The 26,904-nt window shown below is 52.1% G+C and carries 26 protein-coding genes and 1 pseudogene; 14 read left to right on the top strand and 13 right to left on the bottom strand.

From position 1 onward, the window contains the following. Positions 1 to 21: 21 nt before the first annotated feature. Positions 22 to 1,110, bottom strand: a complete 1,089-nt coding sequence (locus EDC52_RS04365; protein WP_131864132.1) for a YncE family protein — start codon at positions 1,108 to 1,110, stop codon at positions 22 to 24. A 327-nt stretch (positions 1,111 to 1,437) separates the two neighbouring features. Here EDC52_RS04365 and EDC52_RS19845 point away from each other — a divergent pair, with 327 nt between their 5' ends. After that, positions 1,438 to 1,605 (top strand): hypothetical protein, encoded by a 168-nt coding sequence (locus EDC52_RS19845; protein ID WP_165911656.1) that lies wholly within the window; start codon positions 1,438 to 1,440, stop codon positions 1,603 to 1,605. Here the strand turns inward: EDC52_RS19845 and EDC52_RS04360 are convergent. Continuing rightward, on the bottom strand, positions 1,602 to 2,183 hold the full coding sequence (locus EDC52_RS04360; protein ID WP_131864131.1) for a TetR/AcrR family transcriptional regulator: 582 nt from the start codon (positions 2,181 to 2,183) through the stop codon (positions 1,602 to 1,604). The two genes, EDC52_RS19845 and EDC52_RS04360, sit on opposite strands and share 4 nt — an antisense overlap. Positions 2,184 to 2,253: 70 nt before the next feature. On the opposite strand from EDC52_RS04360, the gene EDC52_RS04355 reads away from it, so the two are divergent. Next, positions 2,254 to 2,661, top strand: a complete 408-nt coding sequence (locus EDC52_RS04355; RefSeq protein WP_131864130.1) for a RidA family protein — start codon at positions 2,254 to 2,256, stop codon at positions 2,659 to 2,661. 115 nt (positions 2,662 to 2,776) lie between these two features. On the opposite strand, the gene EDC52_RS04350 is transcribed toward EDC52_RS04355, so the two are convergent. The 6 genes from EDC52_RS04350 to EDC52_RS04325 all read right to left on the bottom strand — a co-directional run bounded on the left by EDC52_RS04350 (position 2,777) and on the right by EDC52_RS04325 (position 9,025). Continuing rightward, positions 2,777 to 3,514 (bottom strand): hypothetical protein, encoded by a 738-nt coding sequence (locus tag EDC52_RS04350; RefSeq protein WP_131864129.1) that lies wholly within the window; start codon positions 3,512 to 3,514, stop codon positions 2,777 to 2,779. A 339-nt stretch (positions 3,515 to 3,853) separates the two neighbouring features. Next, positions 3,854 to 5,032: an ROK family protein gene (locus tag EDC52_RS04345; protein ID WP_165911655.1), complete on the bottom strand. Its 1,179-nt coding sequence runs from the start codon at positions 5,030 to 5,032 to the stop codon at positions 3,854 to 3,856. A gap of 341 nt (positions 5,033 to 5,373) precedes the next feature. After that, a complete protein-coding gene (locus EDC52_RS04340; RefSeq protein ID WP_131864127.1) occupies positions 5,374 to 6,402 on the bottom strand; it encodes an N-acetylglucosamine-6-phosphate deacetylase in 1,029 nt (342 codons plus the stop codon). An 11-nt stretch (positions 6,403 to 6,413) separates the two neighbouring features. Beyond that, entirely contained in the window at positions 6,414 to 7,154 is a 741-nt protein-coding gene (locus tag EDC52_RS04335) for a glucosamine-6-phosphate deaminase (protein WP_131864126.1), read from the bottom strand. 61 nt (positions 7,155 to 7,215) lie between these two features. Continuing rightward, complete coding sequence (locus EDC52_RS04330; protein WP_131864125.1) at positions 7,216 to 8,553, bottom strand: MFS transporter; 1,338 nt, start codon at positions 8,551 to 8,553, stop codon at positions 7,216 to 7,218. Between the two features lie 160 nt (positions 8,554 to 8,713). Beyond that, a complete protein-coding gene (locus tag EDC52_RS04325; protein WP_131864124.1) occupies positions 8,714 to 9,025 on the bottom strand; it encodes a hypothetical protein in 312 nt (103 codons plus the stop codon). A 250-nt stretch (positions 9,026 to 9,275) separates the two neighbouring features. On the opposite strand from EDC52_RS04325, the gene bla reads away from it, so the two are divergent. Continuing rightward, a complete protein-coding gene (gene bla / locus EDC52_RS04320; protein ID WP_131864123.1) occupies positions 9,276 to 10,130 on the top strand; it encodes a class A beta-lactamase in 855 nt (284 codons plus the stop codon). A gap of 168 nt (positions 10,131 to 10,298) precedes the next feature. Here bla and EDC52_RS04315 read toward each other — a convergent pair whose 3' ends face one another. Genes EDC52_RS04315 through EDC52_RS04305 form a run of 3 tightly spaced genes read right to left on the bottom strand, consistent with a single transcriptional unit; the run spans position 10,299 to position 13,662 of the window. Next, positions 10,299 to 11,123 (bottom strand): sugar phosphate isomerase/epimerase family protein, encoded by an 825-nt coding sequence (locus EDC52_RS04315; RefSeq protein WP_131864122.1) that lies wholly within the window; start codon positions 11,121 to 11,123, stop codon positions 10,299 to 10,301. 59 nt (positions 11,124 to 11,182) lie between these two features. Continuing rightward, positions 11,183 to 12,484, bottom strand: a complete 1,302-nt coding sequence (locus EDC52_RS04310) for an ABC transporter substrate-binding protein (protein WP_407924199.1) — start codon at positions 12,482 to 12,484, stop codon at positions 11,183 to 11,185. Continuing rightward, positions 12,484 to 13,662, bottom strand: a complete 1,179-nt coding sequence (locus EDC52_RS04305) for an oligogalacturonate lyase family protein (RefSeq protein WP_131864120.1) — start codon at positions 13,660 to 13,662, stop codon at positions 12,484 to 12,486. Before EDC52_RS04305 ends, EDC52_RS04310 begins: the two co-directional genes overlap by 1 nt. Before the next feature lie 174 nt (positions 13,663 to 13,836). Here EDC52_RS04305 and EDC52_RS04300 point away from each other — a divergent pair, with 174 nt between their 5' ends. Continuing rightward, entirely contained in the window at positions 13,837 to 15,414 is a 1,578-nt protein-coding gene (locus EDC52_RS04300) for a hypothetical protein (RefSeq protein WP_131864119.1), read from the top strand. Positions 15,415 to 15,682: 268 nt separating this feature from the next. On the opposite strand, the gene EDC52_RS20315 is transcribed toward EDC52_RS04300, so the two are convergent. Next, entirely contained in the window at positions 15,683 to 15,856 is a 174-nt protein-coding gene (locus EDC52_RS20315; protein WP_329955545.1) for a helix-turn-helix domain-containing protein, read from the bottom strand. Positions 15,857 to 16,364: 508 nt separating this feature from the next. Here EDC52_RS20315 and EDC52_RS04290 point away from each other — a divergent pair. After that, positions 16,365 to 16,702: pseudogene (locus tag EDC52_RS04290) on the top strand (DDE-type integrase/transposase/recombinase); the annotation flags it as partial. Positions 16,703 to 16,883: 181 nt separating this feature from the next. Here the strand turns inward: EDC52_RS04290 and EDC52_RS04285 are convergent. Further along, on the bottom strand, positions 16,884 to 17,747 hold the full coding sequence (locus EDC52_RS04285; protein WP_131864659.1) for a helix-turn-helix domain-containing protein: 864 nt from the start codon (positions 17,745 to 17,747) through the stop codon (positions 16,884 to 16,886). A gap of 257 nt (positions 17,748 to 18,004) precedes the next feature. Between EDC52_RS04285 and deoC the strand changes: the two genes are divergently transcribed. The 9 genes from deoC to fucO all read left to right on the top strand — a co-directional run bounded on the left by deoC (position 18,005) and on the right by fucO (position 26,898). Continuing rightward, complete coding sequence (gene deoC, locus EDC52_RS04280) at positions 18,005 to 18,706, top strand: deoxyribose-phosphate aldolase (protein WP_131864118.1); 702 nt, start codon at positions 18,005 to 18,007, stop codon at positions 18,704 to 18,706. A 73-nt stretch (positions 18,707 to 18,779) separates the two neighbouring features. Beyond that, entirely contained in the window at positions 18,780 to 19,709 is a 930-nt protein-coding gene (locus EDC52_RS04275; protein ID WP_165911654.1) for a ribokinase, read from the top strand. 5 nt (positions 19,710 to 19,714) lie between these two features. Next, positions 19,715 to 20,215 (top strand): RbsD/FucU domain-containing protein, encoded by a 501-nt coding sequence (locus tag EDC52_RS04270; protein WP_131864116.1) that lies wholly within the window; start codon positions 19,715 to 19,717, stop codon positions 20,213 to 20,215. 12 nt (positions 20,216 to 20,227) lie between these two features. Beyond that, positions 20,228 to 21,289: an alcohol dehydrogenase AdhP gene (gene adhP, locus EDC52_RS04265; protein ID WP_131864115.1), complete on the top strand. Its 1,062-nt coding sequence runs from the start codon at positions 20,228 to 20,230 to the stop codon at positions 21,287 to 21,289. After that, positions 21,286 to 22,440 (top strand): mandelate racemase/muconate lactonizing enzyme family protein, encoded by a 1,155-nt coding sequence (locus EDC52_RS04260; protein ID WP_131864114.1) that lies wholly within the window; start codon positions 21,286 to 21,288, stop codon positions 22,438 to 22,440. Before adhP ends, EDC52_RS04260 begins: the two co-directional genes overlap by 4 nt. 16 nt (positions 22,441 to 22,456) lie before the next feature. Beyond that, positions 22,457 to 23,407 (top strand): aldo/keto reductase, encoded by a 951-nt coding sequence (locus EDC52_RS04255; protein ID WP_131864113.1) that lies wholly within the window; start codon positions 22,457 to 22,459, stop codon positions 23,405 to 23,407. Next, on the top strand, positions 23,404 to 24,267 hold the full coding sequence (locus EDC52_RS04250) for an amidohydrolase family protein (protein WP_131864112.1): 864 nt from the start codon (positions 23,404 to 23,406) through the stop codon (positions 24,265 to 24,267). The genes EDC52_RS04255 and EDC52_RS04250 overlap by 4 nt, the downstream gene beginning before the upstream one ends. Positions 24,268 to 24,340: 73 nt before the next feature. Next, complete coding sequence (locus EDC52_RS04245; protein ID WP_131864111.1) at positions 24,341 to 25,645, top strand: MFS transporter; 1,305 nt, start codon at positions 24,341 to 24,343, stop codon at positions 25,643 to 25,645. An 83-nt stretch (positions 25,646 to 25,728) separates the two neighbouring features. Beyond that, positions 25,729 to 26,898: a lactaldehyde reductase gene (gene fucO, locus EDC52_RS04240; protein ID WP_131864110.1), complete on the top strand. Its 1,170-nt coding sequence runs from the start codon at positions 25,729 to 25,731 to the stop codon at positions 26,896 to 26,898. Positions 26,899 to 26,904: the final 6 nt, after the last annotated feature.

Raw genomic sequence — 26,904 nt, 5'->3', positions numbered from 1 at the left:
GGCCCGTTGCCGGGCCGGAATTTATTGGTTTAACGGAATACGGACAATGTTATCCGGTCCATTGGTAGAATGATCTTTGTTAAACGGCTGCTTGACGGTCACATACAGCGTCTGGCCATCAGCAGATAACAGCAGGCTGTTCGGCTGAGGGGAAAGACTGATTTGCTTTTTAACCTCATAGGTCGTGGCATTCAGAATCAGCAGTTTTCCAGACTCACGCTGGGTAATGTACAGTTCGTGGCGCGTCGGATTGAATTTTACCGCCAGTGAATCGCCAATCTCAAGCTGCTTCAATACCTTGCCGGTATGAATATCCAGCACCAGCGTGGTCTTGGCCTTTGAATTATCAGTGACAAACAAGCGACCGGTTTCTTTATCTTCCGCCAGATTCAACAGCAGGGCTTCTTTATTGCCCAACGGTTTCCAGCGAGTTTCAATGCGGTTATTGCGCGGGTTGATCACCAGAATTTCGCCGCCGCCATTGGCCGCATACAGCCGCTGAGTCTGCTCCGAGTACAACAGACCTGTTACCCACTTGCCGGCATTATTGATGCGAGTTTTCAATTTCAGGCTGGTGGCATCGACTACCCAGATAACGCCCGGATCGGCTACACCGCCGATGTAAAGGGAACCTTGGTGCCAGAGAATTTCACGCGCTCCGTAAGGGAAACCCTTATCATTACGCTCCTTGAACAGCAGACGGCCGGTAACTTTACCGGTCGCGGTATCCAGGGCGCTGACGCCGCCATCCAGAGAATTGGTGATATACAGGGTCTTACCTTGCGGATCAGACGCAACACCGAAGTTTTTCAGGTCGGTATGGGTCTGGCTTAGGGTTTTCAATGTCGTCGAGTCCAGCTTGTAGACTACCCCACCCTGCGAATTGAACGATTGGGCGCTGGCGACATACAGCGCGCCAGTGGCAGGGCTTAGCGCCATTTCATACAGGCCTTCAGCCAGTTCACGCTGCTGCACATCGGCAGCCTGCGTTTTGGCGGTATCCGCAGGCTGAGCCGCTGGCGCCTGTTTGGCGGTGCCAGATTGATGGGCGGCGCAACCGCTCAGCGCCAGTGTCACCAGCAACGCCAGCGCAGATATTTTTTTACTCATCGAAAACTCCTTCTCCGTTAAAATTCGTCATTAAGCAACGGCGGATGCCAAATCCCCTTTCCGCTGCATCACTCTGTCGGGTTGCCGCGCTGAGGGCTACACCTTAAGCGGCCGTCACGCGTTAGGACCGAGCCGAGCCTTGGCCGGCAATACACTGTCCCAAGCAGTTAAGCCTCATTATTCTGGTGGCATTTCAGGCAGGCACAAACAAAGACAGGGCCACCGTATAAAGCCAGCTTACCCCCTGTGATTTCACCGCGTGCACGATGAACGCTGGAAAGACTGCTGGCCAGCAAAGCAGAAGTCTCCTTTTAAATACTAAAGGAAATGAGAACTATACTTATTATCTTTTCAGAATCAAGATTATTCCCAGAAAAACAGGATAAATTGAGCGCCATGAAACAGGAGAATAGTGGGCCTGACGCTATAGCCAGCGCCAAACCGGCAAAAGCAAATCAAAATGCCTACGCCAATCAATCCGGCAAGGCAAGCTAGTCCGTGGTTTGCAGGATCGAACGGAATACCGCCGCCACCTGATCTGTCGTCGGCTTAGGTCCCTGGCCGGTCGCGTACATCAAGGTGATGCCATCAATCAACCCGGCACAGGTCTCAATAGGCACCTCTTCACTGTCCGAAATAAGTTTAAGAAAGAAGGCTATCGGCCTGCGCGCGGCCGCGGTCAGTTTATCACCGATGCCATGGAGTTCATCGCTGCGTGCGGCAGCAAGGGTAAGTTCCATTCGGGCAAGGAACAGGTTGCGCGATTCATCGGTATAGGTGACCAGCTCATCCGCGACATAATTTACCGCCGCATCAAGGCCGTTTTTCGCCGCCGTTTCGGCAAAGCCGACCTGCAGATCCTCGCAGTCCTTTTCCAGAAATTCAGCCAGTAGCTCTGATGCGGCAATCAGAAACTGCGCCTTTTTTGGGAAGTAATAAGAGGTAGAACCCTGCGGCAAACCCGACACCACATCGACAGCGCGATGGGTCACGCCGGCAAGGCCTCGGGTCGCCAGCAATTCGATAACCCCGTTAAGCAGGGTCATCCGACGATCACTTTTACCTGTTGACATTATTTTCTCTACATATGTATAGTTATTTGAAACAAGAGTAATGCAATCCACATCAGCTATAGGAATAACTATGCCACAATCCCTCGTTCGTATGAACCCACCATCATTACCTGATGCCGCAAAGATGGGCTACTCCCAGATAACCACCGTCGAGCCAGGGCGCATGGCCTATATCTCGGGTCAAGTTGCCTGGCGGCCCGATGGCCAGCCGGTACCTGATGACCTGGTTGAGCAAACCAGAATCGTGACGGCGCACGCCCGGGCCGCACTGAATGCCCTAGGCGCCACCCCACAGGATATTGTCATTGCCAGGGTCTTTATGCTCGATTTGAACCCGGAAACACTGGGCCAGGTGTTCCCTCCCCTGCGTGAGATGTTTAACGGTGCCGAGCCCTGCATCACCGGCGTGGGTGTCGCGTCGCTGGCAGCGCCAGAGTTGAAAATCGAAATGGAACTGACGGTCAGACTGCCGGACTAGGTACAGGCTGATGTGAATTGTCGATGATTTCATCAGTGCTGTTTGCAAGTGAAATAGCGCTGCGGGACAGTCCCGCAGTTGCCGGCAAAATTCAGCAGACCTCATTTACATTACGCTAGATAACGCCTTTTGATTCCAGGGCAAGAAGGATAGGGCTTACTATCACCGAGTATATACAGGAAACAAAGAAAATAAGTTTGTGGTCCATTTTCAATATCTTTCGCGACAGGCATGAGCTGGTCGATATAATAGAGAGTATTATCAATGGAATAGTGCAAAGGAGCAATGTACCGAATACAAAGGCGATAAAGCCACCCAGAGCAGAGACTATCACCAGGAAAATCACCATCCAGATATCAGCGAGATGACTTATTCCTAACAAGGCAGCTGCCGCTTTTGAAAGTACTGCATACGTACCGATGCCATAAACTGTATTATTTTCGATTAGATAGAGGAGAACGGGGGTTACTGCGAACAAAGCAGTAAAGGACACCATCTCTTTAACGTTCCCTCTAATCCCTTTCAGGTAAATACTGCAAGAAATCCCTATGCACAAAAAAATCCCAGGCATATTCCTGAATATATTGCTGTCCCCCGGCACACCGAAAAAATAGAATATCAAGACAAACGCCAATGCCATAAAACCGAAGTACAGGCTGATTCGGTGCAGTTCTTTTTTGCAATCGGCTGACGCTCGCCAGCGCAGAATGTTGATTCCTGCCTGTCTCAAGGTAGCCATAACCAGGTTGCCGTGAGGCGTGGAGCGGATAAGTCCATCAGAAGTAATCACTCCGGCGAGTACCTGCAAAAAGATCAATAAGGCAAATACCATTTCTCCTGTTCTCCCTTTCATTACTTTATACCGGCAGACGGTTTACCGGGCGCCACAGTAGACCATTCAAAGCCAAACCAAGGCTTCCCGCAGAAACATTTGGCTACAGGACCGATACGCCCTGTCGACTGTTCCATTTAGTGGGCAGCCAGCTTAGTATTCCAAAAGGGCTTGTTTAAATTCAAATTGTTTTTTAACTCCATTTTCATGAAAAACTATGGATACCGGTAATCTTAATTAGGGTAGGATCTGAAACCGCAACAGCGGGTGCTTAAATAAGCAATACCGGAGCAAAAGGCATAAGCCGATTCAGTTAGCATTCTTTTATCAGGAAATTCCTCACACCATCCTCTGGTCCCCTCAATCCTGCAGCAGTTCTGCCAGCCCCTGCTCCAGCACCGGAATCGCCGCGCCATAAATGCCGAGATCGCGGCTGACCTGGCTGACAGCTAACTCATGCGTCGACTGGCCGAAAAAGCGGTTCTGCTGTTCAAACCCCTCACAAAAGGCTTGCCACAGCCGGGGATTTTTTACAAACGGCCCGGATATAATCAGTCGCCTGGGAAAAAACACGCGGCAAACGTTGGAGGCGGCGCTGGTGATATGGCGCAATGCCAACTGGATATGCGCATCGTCCATCAGGTCCCGGGTCGCCAGCAGATTGGCGAGGTGGTCTTCATCATCCCCGGCCCTGAAATCATTGCCCAGCACCCGGGGGCCGATAGACCATAGCGCAGTGGTGGTCTCCAGGCATCCCTGCTGCCCGCAGTGACAAGCCTGCTGCTGGCCGGGGATATGCCAGTGTCCGATTTCGCCAAATGCGTATCCGCCTGCGACAATCCGATCCGCCGCCTGGCCGAATGCAAACCCGACACCGTATCCCCAATGGAGCAGCAAGGTACTTTCATCCCGCTGCAGCAAATGCATCAGTAGTTCATTATCCAGCGTGCGCGACAGTGAGATATTGTATTGTTCCTGGGGAAAAATATTCCCGATAGCCAGATTATGCATCCTGGGCCAACGGGAAGTATGGATCCAGCGGTAAGTAGAACGGTCGAATACCCCGCCTAAGGAAAACACGATCCCAACCAGTTGAGCCTCATTGGGCAACTGCTTGATAATCCGCTGGTACAGTTCAAGAAATATGTTTTCCAGCATGCGATTATCGCAATCTGGTGAAGCCTCGAGCTGGTCATGGGCAATAATCTGTGCGGACAGATTAATGATAAAGATATGAACAGACTGGCTAATGACCTGGAAAACCACGGTGACCAGTCGGTTGGCCTTGACCGCAAGCGTCAGCGATGGCCGTCCTCGCCCAACGCTGACGCTTACCTCTTCGGTCAGCAGCCCGACGGCCAGTAGTTCAGCCACACAGTCGGATATGGTGGTTGACCGGATAGCTAATCCTTTGGTCGCCTGACTCCGGGTGTTCACCTGGCCGTTAAGCACCGACAGAAAGACGCGCTCTTGATCATTACTGACGGGCCGGGTAATCGGCAAGCGTGATAAAAAACTGACTGTTTGTTTGTGATTCATGCTTTTTTTAAAAACATAGTGGGCTAATGGCCGGGAATGATGCAGGGATGAAGCCCAATACGTGTCTTGAGCAACCGAGTTTTGCCATAAGGCATTCCTATACCAAGTATCCCGAAAGCCCCGGTAGCAATCAACCATCAATTATCTGCCGGCTGAGGGAACAAAGCGTTGGCAATGAAGGGAACCGCAAAACGGCGCTGAAGCGGCTGTAGCAGTCGCGGCTGCAGGGGGTCGATGCGACGGCCAAAGCGACTGCTGAAGCGGCAGTCGAAGCGGCGGCAAAAAAGGTTCAGTCCAGTGGCCAAGCCTGAAAACGTGAGGGGCATCGCTGCCCCGGGTCATTACAGGTAGTCGCGCACCAGGTCGTTTCCTATCCTGCATGCCGCAACACGATTCACCTCATCCCAGATGACTGCCGACGTCGGCTCGGTAAGCCGGTAGTGGGCAAGCGCAGGCTGCAGGTACCGTGTTGGATTAATGCTCGCCATATCAATGGCTTGCTCAAAGCTGGCGATGTGCCAGTCCACCAGATTACGGATGGCCTGATCCAAGGTCAGGCTGGAGCCGGCGAGGTTATTGGCGCCAGGCACGCGTACCGTTCCATCGGCAACACGCTCAACCGCCACCCCGGCAAAGGGGTATACCCCTAGCCGATCGCAGGCCGCCGCGCTCATCGCATCCGTCACCAGGATGGAGCGTTCCAAGGTTTTGGCCCGCAGCAGGTTTTTCAGCGCGAACGGCGGGATATGCAGCCCATCGGCAATAAAACTGGCGCACAGCGCATCGCAGCCGAGCTGCGCCTGCAGGGTATTGTCCAGCTTCGGCAATGCTTGGGGAATGCCGTTGCCCAAATGGGTGCTGAGGCTAACACCGGCCTCAGCCGCCAACGTGAGCCCGGCATGGCCAATGCTCGAATGGCCCACGGCAACGCGTTTTCCCCTTCGAGTCAAGGCACGGACGAAAGCCAGTCCTTCATCAAACTCCGGCGCGTAAGTCACTAACAGGATTGGCCTGGCGATCAGGCCGTCGAGCTGCTCAATCAATTCGACTACAGGCGCAGCCATCTGTTGAGGCGGATGGCAGCCTGCATAGCCCTCGGCCGGGTTCAGGAACGGCCCTTCCAAATGATAGCCGGGGATCATCAGCGCGCCGAGCCGGCTTGCCGTCACCGCTTTATCCAGCGCAGAAAAACGCCTGGCCAGTACCGGTACGGACGCGGTTATCAGCGTAGGCAGACAACGGGTAACGCCGGTTTTCAGCATCGCTTCCAATGCGCTGTCAAGTTGCTGGGCAGTGATCAATTCATCATTGAAATCAACGCCGGCGAAGCCGTTGACCTGAAGATCAAATAACCCGGGTGTGGCTTTCATATTCAGTTCCTTTATTGCCTGGATAATAACGCAGCTGATGGGTTATCGAGGAAAACCTGGCAATCAGGGTGATGCTGAATAATGGAAGCGGGAACAGTATTGACTACCGGTCCTTCCAGCGCGTTTTTAACCGCTTGAGCCTTGCGCGCATCAGGAATACTCAGGATAAGCACCCGGGAAAGCATGATCTGATGAATACTCATGGAAATCGCCCGGGTGGGCACTTCGTCCAGACTGTCGAACCATTTTTCGCCCAGTTGCTGCCTGCGGCAATCTTCATCCAGCTCGACGACCAGATACGGCGCAGTGGTGGTGAAATCCGCCGGCGGATCATTAAACGCCAGATGGGCGTTCTCGCCGATGCCGGCAAAACATACCTCGATATCCTGCTGACTGATAAGCTTACCCAGACGCGCCAGTTCCTGTTCACTATTCTCGGCTGAACCGTTGACGCCGACAAACTGATGCAGGGCAGGCAGCTTATCCACCACCCGCTCCTGCAAATAACGGCGGAAGCTGGCTCGATGCGTGTCACTCAAGCCAATATATTCATCCAGGTGAAAAATCGTCACCCGCGACCAGTCAATATCTTCCCTGATAAGGTTATCCAGCATTTCAAACTGACTGGCACCGGTAGCGACGATAATGGCAATACGCTCTTTGCTCGCCAACGCCTGTCGCATCGCCTGAGCGCCCGCTGCAGCGGCTTTTTTGCCCAGAAGTTCTTTATTTGCCAAAACCGTAATTTTCATATCTTCCTCTGCATTGTTTTAAATACTTACCCTGGTGTTGGTCAGTTTTCATTAATCATCATCAATGGTGTTCTTCCAAACCTTTGGCCATTTGTACCGCCAGCAAGGTCAGCAGGCAGCAAAAGATCAGGTAATAGATAAGATAGGTAGGTTGCCCATCGCCCAGCGCCACCAGCGCCGCGGCAATCACGGGCGTGGAGCCAGCGAAGATAACGCTGTTCAGCTCACGGGAGAGCGCAATACCTGTGTAGCGATACTGGGTCGGGAACAGGTTGGCGAGAAATGCGCCCTGGGCGCCGGAAGTGGCACCGTGTCCGATACCGTAAGCGATACACATGCCGATGGTCGCCAGCACGATGCTGCCGCTTTGCAGAAACCAGAACAGCGGGAAAGCGAATGCGCCCAGAAAAATGGCACCAAAGGAGAACACCGCGGTGGTGCCGAATTTATCGGTCATTTTGCCCATGATAGGCGTCATAATGGTGTTGACGGTCACGGCAACCATCAGCGCCATCAACCCTTCGGATTTTGCCATGCCGAGCGTATTGGTCAGGTAACTGATGCTGAAAACGCTTAACAGATAGCCATTGGCCTGATGCCCCGCCAGGCTGAAAAAACCGCAGACGAGATTCTTCGGACTGTTGAGCAGCAGCGCCTTGACCGGCACGGCAGAAGCTTTCTTATTCTGTTCGGCTTTTTCCAGCGATTTGACATATTCCGGCGTTTCATCCAGATGTTTTCGGATATAAATCGCCACAATAAACAGCACAATGGAAAATAGGAATGGAACCCGCCAGCCCCAGCTCATAAAGGCCTCATCCGGCAGTTGGCTGACCAGGAAAAAGGCCAGGGTGGACAGCAGAATGGCGACACCGGTTGAAGCATTGATAAGGGAGGTGTAAAAACCGCGTTGTTTTCGGGGAACATATTCGGCCACAAAGGTCTGCGCGCCGGCCAGCTCAGCCCCGGAGCCAAATCCCTGGACCAGGCGGATAACCACCAGCGCCACTGTCGCCCAGATGCCGATATGGTAATAGGTCGGCAGCAGGCCGAGCGCCAGGGTGGCCGCCCCCATCAGTACCACAGCGAAAATCAGTGCAGGTTTACGGCCATAGCGGTCGCCAATATGGGCGATGATCACGCCGCCCAATGGACGGGAAATAAAACCGACCGCAAAGGTCAGGAACGCCGCCATCGTGGCAATGGCCGGTGACAGGTTGGGGAAATAGAGTTTATTGATAACCAGGCCCGCCGCGGCACCATACAAGGAATAATCATACCATTCGATGATCGTCCCGGAGACGCTGGCGAACATAACTTTGCGGATGGTCTTTTTATTGGCGCCCTGCTCAACGGACGGATCCAGTACCGAATCTTTTTCTACGTCTGTTACACTCATCGCACCCCCCGAACTCTTTTATGTTATTGTTTAATAATAAATATATAGCGTCAGGCATTCGCGGAGGACAAAAATCCACCTGCTTGATAATTAAGCTACCACTGTTTAATTTAATTTTGAACGCAATTGTTCATAAATAGATGCGGAATTGAGATCGCAGTCAAGATTTTGCGTTCAGCTGATAAAATCGTCGGGTGTGATGAGAAAGAGCTGAGCCCATCTTAGCGGCAAGAAGCGGGGCAAACAGGAACTGGCGCTGACGCTGTGCTGCCCGGAGAGGCTGCTTGCGGCTGATCCAGTAATCCAGTAATCCAGTAATCCAGTAATCCAGTAATCCAGTAATCCAGTAATCCAATAATCCAATAATCCAGTAATCCTGTAATCCTGTAATCCAGTAATTAAGCAATTCAGCGGGCACTGGTGCCACAGCAAATCCAGTATCACCGCGAGCCTGGTCGGCAGAATCAGGCAAATATGAGCGCGAGTAACCACATCGCTTGGCCGGTAACGAAGGAGATAGCCGTACGGATACGACAATTTTTCAATAAAATCGATTTCAGCCTATCATTCCCGCCCGGCTGCGCCACGCTTAATATAAAATGGCCAAGTGGGGGTGAAGCATCGTTTTTACCGTAAGGCAACTTTGCAGCCAGGGAGGTTTTTGCTGCTGGTGATCGCGTCAGCTCTTGACGCTTGACGCTGAAATTTTAAGGATAATCTGGATGAAGCGTATTGTCGTTATGGTGACCCTTTTCCTGCTTGTCATATGCCAACCCGCGCAGGCGGTCAATATCCAGGGGCTCCAAGCCCTACTGAAACAGCAGGAAATGCGCCTGCATGCCAGAATCGGCATGTCGATAGTGGATGCACAGGGGCAGCCTGTTTTTGGCTACCGCCAGCACGACCGTTTTCCTTTAACCAGCACGTTTAAAGTGCTGGCCTGCGCCGCCTTGCTTGATAGCCTGCACCAGAAAGCCGGCTCCCTGGAGGAAAAACTCACCCTCCAGCCTGGCGCCCTGCTGGACTATTCCCCGGTGACCAGAGACTATCTGCCGCCGGCCGCCATTTCCCTCGGAACGTTATGCAAAGCGGCAGTCAGCTATAGCGATAACACGGCGGCCAATCGCATTCTCACCTACCTGGGCGGCCCCGATGCGGTAACGCGTTTTATGCGCGCTAACGGTGATCAGCTGACCCGACTGGATCGCACCGAGCCCACGCTCAATGAAGCCCGCCCAGGAGATGTGCGCGATACCACTACGCCGGAAAGCATGACGGTCGCGCTGCATACACTCTTGGCCACATCACTGCTGACCCCGCCGCACCGGGAGACACTGCATGGCTGGATGCGGGATGATAAAGTCGCCGACGCCCTGCTGCGCGCCGCCTTACCCTCCGGCTGGGACATTGCGGACAAAACGGGCGCAGGCGGCAACGGCTCGCGCGCCATTATCGCCGCGGTGACGCCACCGGAAGAGCCGCCTTTTTACCTGGCTATCTATATCACTCAAACGGGTGCTTCGATGAAGCAGGCTGATAGCGCGATTGCCAGCATCGGCCGACACCTGTTCCGTTGATACGCGCTGAGGTCTATTTTTGGGGAAAGCTGAGGTCTAACCTTTGGAAAATATGTCCATAAACACCCGCTATCCTCTTTTGGATCGAGTGAGACGGTATGCCGATGAATAAGGCGACCTGAGCTGCCTCGCTCTCCCCGCCGGATCGGCTATGGGTTCGGAAAGCTTTCAGCCAAGGCTCAATCCCCTGAGCCGGGCAATCAGCGGCCCGGCTTCGTCAATCACCGTTTTAACCGTCGGCGCCATATAACATTCCAGCGAAATTGCCCCCTGATAATTTGCCGCTTTCAATGCGCGATAAATTTCCTCAATAGGTAAATGTCCATAGCCCGGGAACCCGCGGTTTGAATCGGCATAATGTACGTGCCTGAGCCATTTCCCCAATGTGGAAATAGCCTTGGCATAATCAGGGTCTTCAATGTTGGCGTGGAAGATATCCCACAGGACGCCGATATTGTCCGGCTCGTCGATCAACTGAATAAAATCCCGCATATCTTCAGCATGGTGCAAGTGGCTGGCTTCGTAGCGATTCAAGGCTTCAACCACCAGCGTAACCTGCTGCCGACGGGCATAGTCCAGACAAGGCTGCAGACTGGCCGCCAGTTGATGCATATAGGCTTCCCGCGCCAGGTTTTGTTCAGCTACCCGCAGCGATCCGACGGTGACAAAGCTGTCCAGCTGCGCGGCGGCGTCAATGTGCTGATACAAACGCTGCTGGGTACGCTTAACCACGCTTGCATCGAGAGCAAGCAATGACAGGCCATCGCGTTTGCGGGCTTGCCCGGTGGCGATAGTGGTACAGCCTAACCGGTGTCGCGCCAGGGCCTGGCGCAAAGTGGCTCCATCCCAGTGTTCATAATCATTAATAGTCAGTTCGGCTGAGTCGAAACCGCTTTGGGCAAGCCATTGCAGGCCCTGCTCAAAATCCGCTGCCGAATACGGCGAAAATGGCGTGTCATAACAGCAGGTCAATGTTGCGCTAAAGGTAATCATGGCGGTGTCCCGGAGAGTGCCACACCTGCAGGCAACTGCGTTGCCCGCAGGTGGGCCTGTTATTTTTTAATGGCGCGTTTAAGAATACGTTCAGCGCTGCGGGAGAAGTTGGCAGCCGCCTCCTTGACCGTGGTGTTGCCCTGGTCAAGATGCTCGATAGTGTTGTGCCACAGTTCCACTAACTGGGGGTTATCAAAATAGGGCGAGGTGGCAATCTCATGGGGTAGCGCCAGCGAGGCGTTAATCCCGGCCACGGTAATGTTGTCCGGCTGGATAACGCCCTGGGCGGTGAGATGCTGATAGGCTTTCTTGCTTTGCGGCGTGCCGCGTTCAAGGCCCATGGCGGCAACCCCCTGCGGGTCATTCATCAGGAAATCGATGAGTTTTGCCGCCGCCGCCGGATGCCTGGTCGATTTTCCAACGCTGAACATCATGGTCGGCTTCAGGAACAGTCCAGCATCTTTGGCACCCGGCAGCATAAAGAACGGCCCTAGTTCCAGCTTGTTATAAGGCGCCGACAGGTTGTTTTCATACATCACCGCATTGGTGTTCCACATGTAGACACCGCCCCATTGGCCTGCAATCCAGGGCTTCATTTCCCAGGTATTGCTTTTACCGTAAGAGGACAATACACGCATCGAAGGGAATACATGGCTATCAACCAGGTCCTTGTAAATCTGGAAAAACTCGACCCATTGCTCAGGGGTATAATTGAATTTCATTTTCTGTTCGTCGATGGCGGCAATATTGTATTTTTGCACCATCCACGATTGAACCAGGGTCAGTGACTCCATATAGTCGAGCACCAGCGGGTATTTGCTTTGGTCGCGTACCTGGAAGGCTTTACCGGCGGCCATCAGTTCCTGCCAGCTTTGGGGATAGCTGACACCCATTTCTTCCCATAACTTCTTGTTGTAATAGAAACTACGGGCGGTAATCGCTACCGGTATACCGTTTAATTTGTTATTGACGGTTACGCTTGCCAGGGTACCGGGATCGTATTGACTTAAATCGATATCCGCTTTCAGGGTGTTGAGATCATAAAAACCGGTACCGGTCTGGGAAAATACCGGCAGCCAGTTCCAGTTAGTCTGGATAACGTCCGGTTCGCTGCCGCCGGCAATCTGCACCGTCAAGCGGGACAAATACCCTTCCCAACCGGCGTATTCGGCTTTCACTTTTATATCGGGGTATTTTTTCTCGAACAGTTCAATGGCCTGCAATGTGGCCTGGTGGCGGCTGTTGCCACCCCACCATGAGATACGGATGTCCACCGGTTCGGCGGCAGCCACCAGGGAACAGGCCAGTAACAATGACGCGGCAACGGGGGCAAATAATTTAGCCATGATTGACTCCGGTATTAGGCGTGGAGGGTCTGCAGAATGTGATCGGGTATTTCCGCCAGATACAGCGCCGGCTTGCCGTCTTTATCGGAACTGAACAGCACCCCCTTTTCATCTGGGGTAAATGAAGGATGTGGATGGGTCACCTGCCGATCGCCATCCAGCACCCGCCATGAAGAACTGTGCTTTGCCACTCGGTGGCTTATTTTTTTCTTTACGTCGAACAGGTATAGGTAGGGATCGGTCACATCGCCGTAGCCGTCGTTATCGGCAATATCAATCGGCTTGCCGGAACCGTCTCCCACCACCAGCGTACCGTTGTCGTTACTCATCACATGGGAACACGGCGGCATGGCGATGATTTTTTCATCTTCACCGCTGTCCATATTGACCCGGCACAGGTAGCGCACCGGGCTGTCTTTGACATAGGTGACATACATCAGCGCGGAGCCATTCGGCACCCAGAACTCATGGGTATAGCTTTCCCCGGGCTGCGGTTCTTTGGCTTTACGGATATGGCTGCCGTCCTCATTCATCAGCCACATGCGCGCATCAACCTGGTCGAGCGGGCCTTCATGGCAAAAAGCGACGGTATGGTCATCGAACGGACGATAAATTGGATGACCCAGCCACTGGTGCTGTTCCAACAGCGTTACGCGTTCGCCGCTGTGCAGATCAATGCGAATAACCCGGCAGCGCGGCTGTTCGGCATAGAACTGCTGGAACACCGTCCAATCGCTGATTGGCCGCCAGCTATCGCGATGGATTTCTACCCCGACCAGTTTGTTGCAGTCAGAATTCGCCACCCAGGTACCGTAGCCGACCCATTCTTCCGGTACTTGATAAACAACGGTTTCCTCGAAGGTGTGCAGGTCGACGCGCATCAGGTTACGTTCTGCTTTGACGTAATACAGCGAAGATTCATCCGGCGATAAGAAACCGCCAAAGGTGTTATCACCAGCGCCTTCGGTAAGCTGCGTGGCGATACCGCTCTCGATATCGAGCAGATAGTAATTGCGGTGTTGAAAAAACTCGCCGGCAAAAATCAGCTTGCGTCCCTGTTGGAGAAAACATTTTTGGTAGAAATAGTTTCGGTGGCAGCAGACGTCGGTCGGCGTAAATCGGGTCACGCGCGCCCCGGTGTCCTGGTCCACGTACTGATGATAGTCAAGTTGCAGGGTGTTACCTTTTGCCATCGGAAGTTCCTCGAATTGTCTTTTTACTGAGTTCGAATAGGGGGTCAAATTTTTCCGTTATCCCCCGGTCTGTTTTCTTGATCACACTTAGTGTCTGGCAATATGCGCATCATTTGACTGTATTTTTGCAGCTGGTTATTATTTTTTGGCCGTTAACCTTGGGTATTAATAAATATGAACAGTCGACAGCCGCTTTTTTTATTGGAAATAAATACGCCGCACATCGCCGACTGGTCATTTTTCCAAAATCTCACGACTTTCATTAAGAAATATCATTTTCAGGGAATAATCATCCATCAGCAGAATTTATTGGCCCAGCTGGCGAGGGCATCGCCTCGCTGCCGACCTTCAGATATCACCAACCTCAATCTGTCGCGTGAAAACACGCTGCTACTGCTGAAAAAAATAAGCGACTATTGCGATGAGCATAACCTGCAGCTATGGCTACAGGGCGAAGCCACCCCTGACTGCACTGAAATAAGAAAAAAATTCCCTGAGTTTTTCCTCAACGACAGCAATAAAGCCGACTTTATTTATTATTTTTTTCAGCACAGCATTGCCGACATCTTGGAACGGTTACCTTCGGTACGCGGCTTACGCCTTTCGTTATCGACCGAAGACGTCGGCGCTCGCCAATGGACGGAGGCGTTAGCGATACTGTATCGCAATATTCGTCGCCTGGGACGGCAGCTGATTCTGCGCGATTACCAGGATAAAACCTGGCCCCGGCAGATGTTGCGCACCACCCTTGAGGCCCTACCCGCCGATGTCCGCGCCTCGGTAAAAACCACTGAACTGGATTACCGACCAGGCTTCGCGACCAATCCCAATTTGCTCAATATCACCGGCAATAAAAAATGGCTCGAGATCGATCTCTGGGGCCTGGACTATGGCTGGACCCTGCTGCCCTGTTATTTGCTAGATGAGTTCCAGCAACGTTTACAATGGCTAAACCATGAGCCAGATAGCGCGCCTGAGGCCATCACCGTACGTATCGACTGGGAATGGCTGCCCCAGTTATCCCTTCGCGATTCAATCAACGAGGTCAACCTTTATGGCCTGTCTCGCCTTATCCACGAGCCCGATATTTCCCCTCGCCAGCTGCTGCTGGACTGGCTTCATCTCAACGGCAACGGCCAGCTGACACACCGTACGGCCCAACAAATTGGCGATGTTATCGCCGCCAGCTATGAATGGAGCTGTATCACCCCCAATTTGCTGGGGCGGGTGTTGCAAAGCCGTAGCCAGCCGCCGGCGAATATTGAACATGCCCTGCGTTTACTTCATCTCGATACCCGCAGCGCCAACTGGACGCAATCTTTCCAGCCCTTGATGCCCTCTGACGATCCGGCACTTGGCAGACAGCAATGCCAGCTTATCGAACTGGAGAATCAACGTTCGCGTTTTCTGGCCGATTATATGTCGACCCGCAGCGTAAAATTATTATCGAGCTCCGGGTTGACTGAACAAATAATCCAAAATATTGGCGGCAGTATTATTCGCGCACAAAAATATACGATAATATATTATGACTTTATTCAAGCGCTCACCTTGAAACTGTTATTAAGGAAATATGGCCAGCAACACGATACGCAATTGCAACTGGATGAGGCTCTGGCGTTATTTGCTAAGCATAATCATCAGCTGCGGGAATGGTATGCCACCGAGGGGGGGCATCATCCTTATTCTTTTCAGACGCTATTAAACCCTGAACGTATTAGTGAGTTAATAACGTCGCTGCATAATGATTAAGGCCATGGGTAGAGGATGGTGGGTAAAGGGCGTGATGTAAATTATCTATGAGGGGGAATTTGGCGGGGGATGGGCGTTGGATGCTGGAATTTGATCTGGCTTGCAGAATGAGAAGAAATGCAGTGGGGTTGATCACATAAATAAAGGGTGAGAATGTGAGGTCGGGCTAGGATTGCAGACTTGGTGAACGATGACAGGCATTCAGGCGTGTGCTCAAATGACATCGCCCCACTGCCATCCCGATAAAGCGTACCCACAATAACGCCGTTCATAGAGACGGTAAGCGCCTGTGTTCTCCTCTATTACCACTCCCTGCTCCAGACTTTTTTCTCATCAAGCACTGCGTTTTTTTCACCACATACAGTTCCAGCTCAAGGGCAGAGAGGATTTTGAATAAGGTTTCGAGTTTGGTGGATTCGGGTTTATTTTCAAAATCAGACACAGTGGTTTGCTTTATGCCGACGCTTTCAGCGGTATTAAACTGGGTTAATTTTATAACTTGCGTTGATCCCTGACCGTGCTGGCCAGTGACCCTGAAGAAGTTGCCTTCATATTTACCCCCTATAGGGGATATTACCGTTATATCCCCTGTAAGGGATATTTTACAAACACACACAAGCAGTGAGCTACAGCGATAATGTTCTGAAAGACATGGTGTATCATGGGATCTGTGACTTTTTAAGTCAGAAGATTATTATCCATTAGTTATAATGAACAAAATTGCAAGTAGGGCATTATGTGGTTCGAATAGCCTGCCGACATTTTATTTTTCAGACAAAGTCTATTTTTTGATTAGGTCAAGAGAAGCAAACCAGTTAAACACTGTGTATTAGCCCCCTGATGATCCATACACTTTGACCCGCCTAAAATAAGAGGTCGGCTTCGAACTATGTTCAAGACTGGTCAAAGCGAAATCATGGGTACTGTTCTTACTGAGCCAGAGCGACTACAGTCACACAGGCCGGGTGGCGGTGGCCGACAGCAATCGCCGCTGGAGTTCGGATGGCTTCGAGTTCCGCTGCGACAACGGCGAAAAGCTGCGGGTCACCTTCGCCATCGACTGTGGCGACAGGGAAGCCTTGGACTGGGCGGCCAGCACCGGCGGTTATGACAGCGATACGGTACAGGACGTTTGCTACGCGCAGTGGAACGCCGGTTCGGGCAGCACCTGCCGACAGCGCCCATCGAATGGCTGACGGATAACGGTTCGGCCTATCGTGCCGATGAAACCCGGAGCTTCGCTAACATGCTAGGCCTGGAGCCCAGAACGACCGCGATCAGAAGTCCATAAAGTCACGGTGTAGCAGAAAGCTTCGTTCAGACGATCCAGAAAGCCCGGGTTGCGCATCGCCGAACCCTGGCCCTCAGGATCGATCTGCACTTACCTGACGATGAGGATTTGTTGTGAGCCGATATAGATAGCCAGGTGATCACCCGCTTCAGATGTAAACCACGCTCAGTGCTGTTCCTCAATCCATTCGCTGCTCCCGGCGGCGAAAGTCGCTTGGCGATAACCCAACCTCACGATGAAAATCGCGGGAAAAATGGAGCGGATCGTTATACCCAACCTGCCCTGAAATTCGGCCTATCGATTCCTGTGTCTCCACCAGCAAGCGGCGTGCCTGCGACAGGCGGTATTTTTTTAGCCAGCGTAATGGGCTTTGGTTAAACGTCATTTGAAATAAGCGGAATAGCTGCGATTTACTTACCTGGCAATACTGCATAAATATATCAATATCCCAGTCATCGCTGTAATGGCTATGTATCTGATAAATAAGCCGACCAAGCCCACGGTGAGTAATAACCGGGGATTTGGTCACCTCGGTACTGCGATTCTCCAGCAAGGTAAAAATCAGCCGCGCACAGAGTTCGTCACAATGCGCATCGGTCACTAATGTGTGGCTTTTCATCAAGCTAAAAATATGGTGATAAATTTCAGTGACCTTTTCAGGGTTATCGAACTGGAATACCGGATTTTGCGGAACATCCAATATCTTCATGATATTACTCAGTTTTTCGCTATCAATGCGTATCCATAATATTTCCCATGGCTCATCTTTATGGGGAAAATGTTCATGTGGCCAACGGACAGGTAACCACACCAGGCACCCTTCCTTCACTTCATAAAGGTGATGTTCTAACCGGACAAAGCCACTTCCCTTCAGGCAAAAAATCAGCTCATGCCCAACAACCGACTGCCGCCGCACATGAAAATTTTCCGCGGTTCTGATATGGCCTGCGCGCAGAATTTGGTAATTCATCAGGGTTGAAAACTTATCTGACTCCCGATACCAGTTCGCCAGGACCTGTGTTTGTTGCGCGAGTTTTTCCATTCCGGATTTCCATTTTGAACAAGAATTTGCTGCAGACACCTTCGTTCATCGTGGCATGGACTCGCGTCAAAAACATGTTATGTCGCCAGAGCACTGATAGATTTTTGAACAAGCTCACAACTTTATTGACATGGAAATTCTGTCCATATTGCAGGGAATCCCAACTATCACGCTTTCTGCCAAAGCTGCCTAAAGTAAATGTCAGATTCGCCGCATAACTCGCCGTGCGTTAACTTAGCCAACAGGAGTAGAAGTAAATGATTGATTTTAACGATCCCCGTCAGGTAGCCAAGGCCATCCAGTTCACTAACGTCAGCCCAGACTTGACCCGTGAGGGACTTATCCAGCACCTGAATCTTTGCCTGGAGTATCAGTTTGACGCTGCGATGATCGCGCCTTGTTGGGTAGCCGTGGCAAAAGATGTACTGACAGGCAGTGGCGTACGTGTTGCAACCACCGTGAACTTCCCGCAAGCCAATGACACCACCGCAATGAAAATTGCAGTGGTGCGTGAACTGGCTAAAGAAGGCGCGGACGAGTTCGACTTCCCACCAAACCCAGGTTTTTTACTCGGTGGCATGGATGACCTTTATTTCAACGAGCTGAAAGAAGTCACCCACGTGGCACATGATTTGGGCATGAAAGTCAAAGCGATGCTGGAATTTGGCTTCATTACCGAAGAAGCAATGAAAATCAAAGCAACGCGTTTTGCCTATGAAGCAGGCATTGATTGGGTGAAACAATCGAGTGGTTGGGGCAAAGGTGGATGTGCTGCAACCGTGGAAGATGTTCAACTTCTCAAAGCGAATATTCAGGCACCTTGCCGGGTAAAAGTTTCCGGTAAAGTCAACACGCTGGAAAAAATGAAAGAGATGTTCATTGCCGGTGCAGAACTGGTAGGCACCAGCTCAGGCCCTGAACTGGTGAAAGGTCTGACCGGGGACATTAACGCTTACTGATCGATGGAAGCCGTCGGCATCTAACCGACGGCTTCCTCAATGAAAACAAACAGCACAATTGACGGAGTATGTGATGAGTGTATTTATTCTCGGCAGCTACGCGAAAGCTTTGGTTATGACGGCTGACCGCATTCCATTGGCTGGTGAAACGCTAATTGGCCAGGATTTTCGCCAGACATGGGGAGGCAAAGGTTCTGACATGGCGGTGCAAGCAGCACGCCTGGGGGCTGATGTCTCTTATGCGGGTGTGGTGGGTGATGATGCGTTTGGACATGAATTTGTCAGTCTGATGCAGCAAGAAGGCGTCGATATCCAGGGGCTGACACTGTCTGCCGAATTGCCAACGGGCGCCGGGCTCATCATTAAAGATAACGAAGCACGCAATATCATTGTTGTGGATATGGGTGCCAACAAGCTCTTTACTCCGGCGCTGGTTGACCAGGCGTTGCCACAACTCAAGCAAAGCAACGTTGCCCTGGCGCAGCTTGAAATCCCTCTGGAAACCGCACTCTACGGGCTACGAAAAGCCAAGGATTTGGGCAAAACAACGATCCTGAACCCAGCACCCGCCCGCAATTTGCGCGGGATTGACCTGAGTGCGATTGATTACCTGACACCCAATGAGTCCGAGGCGCGCGTCGCAGTTGGGCTTGCGCCAAATGATGCCCGCAGCAACCGGGAAATTGCCGATCTGTTGCTGGAAACAGGCTGCAAATATGTTTTGATGACATTGGGTGATGCGGGTTCCGCTGTTTTTAGTCACAACGACACGCAAGAAATCCCGCCCTGTAAAGTCGACGTTGTGGACAGTAATGGCGCAGGCGACAGCTTTAATGCGGCACTCGCCGTTGCACTTGATGAAGGCCAACCGATAGCCGAAGCCGTCTTGCTGGCGAATGCCACTGCGGCCATGTGTTGTACCGACTGGGAAACTGTCCCTTCCTATCGATACCGCGCAGATGTCGATGCCTTTATGAAAACCATGCTCGTTGCAGAGGAATAATAAAAATGAGACCCGATAGAATCTTACACCCTGAACTCGCCGCTGCATTAGCCACACTCGGTCACACCGACATTGTATTAGTGACAGATGCCGGCTTCCCGACCCCTCCACAAGCAAAACGCATTGATTTGGGATTCTGGCCTGGCACTGTTGATGTGCTGGAGATCCTGCGCGTGCTGCGCCAGGAAATGTTTGCCGAAGAAGTGCATTTCGCCAGTGAAGTGCGTGATTGCCATCCGCAGCTTTATCGTGATGTGCAAACCATCTATACCGGCTCCGGCGCGGAATTCCACGAAGCCAGCCACGAAACGTTATGCCACGACATTGCCCATCGGGCAAAAGTGGTCATCCGCTCGGGTTCATTCAATCCATGGGCTAATTTTGCGCTGGTTGCCAGTACTGATCCCTTTGCCTGGTTTACCGAACAATCGGGTGTGCAGCCCCTGCCCGCTTACGTAGCAAGACGCCAGCGTATCCGTGACAACGTAGTACCAGAGCTTAAATAACAGGGAACGATCATGAAAGCAGCCGTCATTAGCCAACGCCATCCCGGTAAAGTCGACATCCAAAAGATAACGCTACGTGCCTTAGAGGCCGGGGAAGCTTTAGTCGAAGTGGAATGCTGTGGCGTATGCCATACCGATTTACATGTGGTTCAGGGGGATTTTGGCCCCGTACCAGGCCGAGTTCCTGGGCACGAAGGTATCGGGATCGTGCGTGCCATTGCCAATGATGTCACCAGCTTGCGTATTGGTGATCGCGTCAGCATTGCCTGGTTCTATGAAGGATGTGGCGTGTGTGAATACTGCGTCAGTGGGCGGGAAACCTTCTGTCGCAAGGTTAAAAATGCAGGCTACAGCGTCGATGGCGCAATGGCTGAACAGTGTATTGTCAAAGCTGATTACGCGGTAAAAGTGCCTGCCGGGCTTGATCCGTTAATCGCCAGCAGTATTACCTGCGCTGGCGTCACCACTTATAAAGCCATCAAAGTTTCTGCTATTCGCCCAGGGCAGTGGCTGGCTATTTGGGGTGCCGGCGGGCTTGGCAACATGGCTATTCAGTATGCACGCAATGTCTTTAACGCCCGGGTTATCGCCATCGATATTCAGGACGATAAACTCGATCTGGCTCGCGAATCAGGCGCCGAGATAACGCTAAACGCCATGCGTGATGACGTGCCTGCGCGGATCCATACAATCACCTCGGGTGGTGCGCATAGCGCTGTTGTGGTTGCCGTGGCTCGCACCGCGTTTAATCAAGCAGTAGACAGCCTCCGAGCCGGTGGCAAAGTCGTTTGCGTCGCCGTTCCTCCTGGCAACCTGGACTTGAATATCGTCAAAACTGTTCTAGGGGGTATTGAGATTGTCGGCAGCCTGGTCGGTACTCGCCAGGATTTAGCCGAAGCCTTCGAACATGCCCTTGCCGGGCGCGTCAAACCGGTGGTTCAGTCTCGTCAACTATATGAAATTAATGCCATTTTCTCAGAAATGGAGAGCGGCAGCATTCAAGGCCGCATGGTGATTGATTTGCGCACGCCCCTTTCCGAAACTCCGGAACTGGAACAGGAGTTGACCGCATGAAAATCACGGGCTGGCGCACGCTAAAAACTGTTCATCGTTGGGGCCGCCCGATTGGCGACGTTAACGGCACCGTTGAGTCTGGCGTAACAGAAGTTCCCCTGCTTATCCTGGAAACAGATGAGGGAGTTTCTGGCATCGGCCTCGGAGGGCATGCCGATATTGCACGCATCTTTCCGGCAATTGAGGGCGAAGACCCACGCGCGGTAACCGCACTTTACGATCGCATGCAGTCATGGGTATTTAAAAGCGGCCATGCCGGCAGTGTTTTTGGCGCAATTGGCGTGGTGGACATGGCGCTGTGGGATCTGAAAGCGAAACTGGCGAACCAACCTTTGTGGCGGTTACTTGGCGCGCGTCAGCCCTTTGTTCCAGGTTATGCCTCCGGGCTGGATTTCCCTTTATCGCTGGAAGAACTCGTCAACCTGCACAGCCGATTTGCTGAACGTGGTTTCAGTGCCTTCAAGCTTAAAGGTGGGCTCGATGTTGAACAGGATATTGAGCGCTTACGGGCGGTGCGGGAAGTGTATCTGGGTAATTCACCGTCTCCCGCAATGATGATTGATGTGAATGAGTCGATGAGCGCCAAACAAGCGGTGCGCTATGTGCGACGCCTTGAAGAAACGCTTGATCTGACCTGGATTGAAGAACCGGTCAGACGTTGGGATGCCGTCGGCCACGCCCTTGTTCGCCAACAAATAAACTGTGCTGTCGCTACCGGAGAAAACCTTACAGGTATCGAACAGTTCCAGCCGTTGTTACGCGAACAAGCGGTGGATGTGTTGCAGGCAGGCATGTGTTGGGGAATAAGCCATTTCCTGCGTGTCGCAAACCTTGCTCATGCTTTCAGTTTACCGGTAAGCCCCGTTGGCTATAACGCTAACCCTGTTGCTCACGCAGCGGCGGCTATTCCCAACCATATGAGCTGTGAAATTCAAGATCTCAGTTTCCCTCTGGGCTTGCACGTCGACCAGCGCATCGAAAATGGCGGGATCATGTTAGGCAACACGCCAGGGCTGGGCATCACGTTTGATGAAACCACGCTTGCACAGCAATTGAATGAAGGCGGCTGGACGCTTCCACAAGGACCTCATGTTCGCCCAGAACGTGCCGGGCTGCGCTTGTCCCTCAGGGCTACGCAAAATAACGAATGAACAAGGAACAGGAAAAATGAAAACAGTAGCTTTAGGGCGCACAGGCATTCAGGTTCCCGTACTGGCAATGGGTGCCGCCTCACTTGGCAGTATTTATCACCCGGTATCACAACAACAAGCTAACGATACGGTCGCCACGGCACTTGAACACGGCGTTAACTATTTCGATGTCGCACCTTATTACGGTTTAACCAAAGCAGAAACCGCATTGGGTGGCGCATTGAAGGGGGTCCCACGCGCAAGCTATACCCTCGCAACCAAAGTAGGTCGCTATGGCGACAGCCACTGGGATTTCTCCCGCGAAGCCACTTTGCGCAGCATTGATGAAAGCCTCGTTCGCCTGGGTACTGATTACATCGACGTTATTCAGTGTCATGACATCGAATACGGTGATTTGCACCAGTTAGTTGAAGAAGCACTTCCGACGCTTCGTGAACTCAAACAAAGTGGCGTAGTAAGGCATGTTGGCATCACTGGCTACGATCTTGCGCTGCTGGAAAAACTGGCCGTGGAGCAGAAAGTCGATACCGTTATGGCCTACTGCACCTGGACGTTACAGGACCGTCGGTTAGGCGATGTTGCCAGGCGGTTAAACCAGGCTGGGATCGGTGTGCTGAATGCCTCCCCACTTTCGATGGGACTACTCACTCGCGGCGGCGCGCCAACCTGGCACCCGGCACACGAAGAGGTACAGAATGCCTGCCGCGCCGTCTCTGCGTTGTGCGATCGTGAAGGCGTGAATATTTCCCAGGTCGCATTGCAGTTTGCACTGACCACGGCGGCTGAACAGGGTATTGCCACCACAGTTATCGGCACCGCAAGCAAAGCAAACATGCTCGATAACGTGCTCTGGTGTGAACAACCGCTGGATGCCGCGTTGCTGCGAAAAATTGATGAGCTGATCGCACCCGTTCTGAATATTGGCTGGGATGTGCTGCCAGGCAACGGGGGCAAGGCCCAAAAATGACGCTAATAGACAGCCACCTGCATCTGTGGGACCCACGTGTTCTGCACTACGGCTGGCTTAGTGAGGTTCCAGCGCTCAACCATGCACATTTGCCGGAAGATTTAGCCGCAGAAGGTCCGGCCCCGAATGCCGCCATTGTGGTACAGGCAGACTGCACAGCGGATCAGGCGCTGGCTGAGGTGAACTGGATTAACGAACGGGCAGTACATTCGCCTTTTCAAATTGCCGGGATCGTGGCCTGGGCACCGCTAGAAAACGGAGAAGCGGTAATACCGCTGCTACGCCAGCTACGCGCCCTGCCGCGCGTAGTCGGTATTCGTCGCTCGCTTCAAAATGAACCTGATACATTGTTTTACGATGCCCATTACCGCGCAGGTTTGCTGGCAGCCGCTCAGGAAGGTTTTGTTCTCGATTTATGTGTCCGGGCTCATCAATTACCGGCGGTGCATCATCTGTTGAGTTGGCTGTTTGCGCACCAACCGAATGCCAGGGTAGTGCTGGACCATATGGGGAAACCGGGGATCATCAACAACGCCTGGCAGGAATGGCAAAACGCGTTCGCGCAACTGGCTGAGTTCCCTTCGCTGTTCTGCAAGATTTCCGGGCTTCCTACCGAGGCGGACTGGCAAACATGGGACGATGAACAACTCGCTCCGTGGATCCATCACGCGATTAACAGCTTTGGGCCTTATCGCTGCTTATTTGGGGGCGACTGGCCAGTGGTCAATTTAGCCGGGGGGTATTCTCGCTGGAAAAAATGTGTCGAAAAGGCAATCGCCAATCTGCATGCCCGCGACAAACACGCCATTATGGGCGGGAATGCTCGTAATATTTATTTATCCGATTCAGGCGGAGAGTAACAAATAAGGAACAAGCTCTGGATGTCGTTTATTTCGCAGTACCCTACTGAAAAAAATAATTGAGGAAATAAGCATGTCTGATAATAGTAATACACTGCACCCTACAAATGAAAGCGGTAAGTTTAAAGATAAAGCCTCAGAAAATACATTGCACGTAACCGGAAGAAGAAAGCGGATACTTCTTGCTTCATTGTTTACTAACTTCTTCGTATTACTGGCTCTGTATTGCGGTGTTATTTCTGTTTTATTACCTAACCATATAGCGCAAATCGATCCGGCAAATAAAGCCAATAACCTGGCGATTGTCATGACCTCGGCGCTGTTATTTACCATTTTTGCTCAACCCATTGCAGGCGCATTATCAGACCGTTGCCGCTCAACCTGGGGGCGTCGCTCGCCGTGGATTGTTGGGGGCGCGTTGATTGGCGGCCTGGCAATTTTTGGGATTTCAATGACCACCACCGTTGCCGGTATCGCCGTGTTTTGGCTTATGGCAGCCGTTTCGCTTAACTGTATGAACGGGCCACTCGCCACCGTAGTCGCAGACCGCTTCTTACCGGAAAACCGGGGTATCGCTTCTGGGTTTGTCGGTGCTGGCTCAACGGCAGGCGGTACGGTCGGTATTATTATCGCCGGTTACCTGGCATATAATCTGCAACTCGGTTACCTGGTATTTGGTCTTGCGATCATCGCCTGTTGCGTAGCGTTTGTCCTGATAAACCGCGAGCCCTCTACCCGCGCACTTGACGTTGAACCCTTCAAATGGGGCACCTTCTTCAAGAGTTTCTGGGTAAGCCCACGCCTATATCCTGATTTTGGATGGGCGTTCTTTGGCCGCTTCGCCATGTTCCTGGGGTATCAAGGGGTTGTAACCTATCAGCTGTATATTCTTCAGGACTACATTGGTTTAAGTGTTAAAGACTCTAACTATGCCATCGGGACTATTTCAGTGATTACCCTGGTGACACTGCTGTTCTCTGGCCTGGTGTCGGGTTATCTTTCCGATAAGTATCAACGCCGTAAAATCTTTGTTTTTGCTTCCAGTATTCTGATGGCAATTGGACTGATGATCCCGTTATTCGTGCCGACGCTCAACGGTATGTATTACTATGCGGCGATCCTGGGTCTTGGTTACGGTGCTTATACCTCCATTGATATGGCACTGATGACCCAAGTATTACCCGGTGGTGGAAAACAAGCAGGCAAAGACATGGGTATTTTGACCATTGCCACTGTGTTACCACAATCTTTCAGCCCAATACTATCCGCATGGTTATTATCAACATTTAATAATGACTATTCGACTCTATTTATTGCCGCAATCATCTTTGTTTTTGCATCATCATTTTTTGTCTTACCGATAAAATCAGTTAGATAAAGAATTTTAAATTGCAGGCAAGGTCGCACTTATTAATAGGTACGAGTGCCCTCGCCTGCGCTTAACGCCAAGGAGCTGCAATAATGTCACAACGAATGATATTAAATGAAACATCCTGGTTCGGACGCGGCAGCCGCAATCAACTGATTGCAGAAATTGAACGCCGTGGATTTAAAAAAGCGTTGGTCGTCACCGATTCAGGGCTGGTGAAATGCGGGATCGTCGGGAAGATCACCGAGTTACTCGATAATGCCGATAAAGCCTGGTCACTTTATGATGGCGTGGTGCCTAACCCAGGCATTAACGTGGTGAAAAACGGTGTTGAGGCTTTTCGTCAATGCGATGCCGATTATCTGATTGCCATCGGCGGCGGTTCACCACAAGACACCAGCAAAGCGATTGGCATCATTATCAACAATCCAGAATTTGCAGACGTGCGCAGCCTGGAAGGTTTCACCCCCACCACCAAACCCTGCGCGCCGATTATCGCCATCCCTACCACGGCTGGCACTGCGGCAGAAGTCACCATCAATTACGTGATAACCGACGAAGAAAAGCAGCGAAAATTTGTCTGTATCGACCCGCACGATATTCCCCAGGTTGCCATTGTTGATGCCGACTTAATGGATGCCATGCCCGCGCCGCTAAAAGCCGCAACCGGGATTGATGCCCTCACCCACGCCATCGAAGGCTATATCACCCTGGGAGCATGGGCACTGACCGATGCACTCCATCTGAAAGCGATTGAGCTTATCGCGCAATCACTGCGCCAGTCCGTTGCAGGGCAGGCCGACGCAGTAGAACAGATGGCACTGGCGCAATACATTGCGGGAATGGGTTTCTCCAATGTTGGGCTGGGACTGGTCCACGGTATGGCTCACCCGCTTGGTGCCTTTTACAACACGCCTCACGGCGTCGCGAATGCGGTTCTGTTGCCCTGGATAATGGAATGGAATGCTGATTTTACAGGTGAAAAGTACCGTGATATCGCGCGAGTGATGGGTGTTGAGCATGCCAGTACGTTACCGTTGGCTGCGGTTCGTCAGGCTGCGGTATCTGCCGTCTGGCAATTAAATAAAGATGTGGGTATCCCGGCATCTCTGCGCGAAGTGGGCGTGAAAGAAGAAGATATTTTGACACTCTCACAAGCAGCGCTGGACGATATTTGTACCCGTGGCAATCCGCGGGGGGTCACGCTTGAGGCGATAGTCTCGCTTTACCAACAAGCATTCCATGGACCACGAGTTCAATAACCAGCT

It is taken from the genome of Biostraticola tofi (genome assembly GCF_004343195.1).
GTDB classification, from domain to species: Bacteria; Pseudomonadota; Gammaproteobacteria; order Enterobacterales; family Enterobacteriaceae; genus Biostraticola; species Biostraticola tofi.
This window is presented reverse-complemented; position numbering and strand designations above follow the sequence as displayed.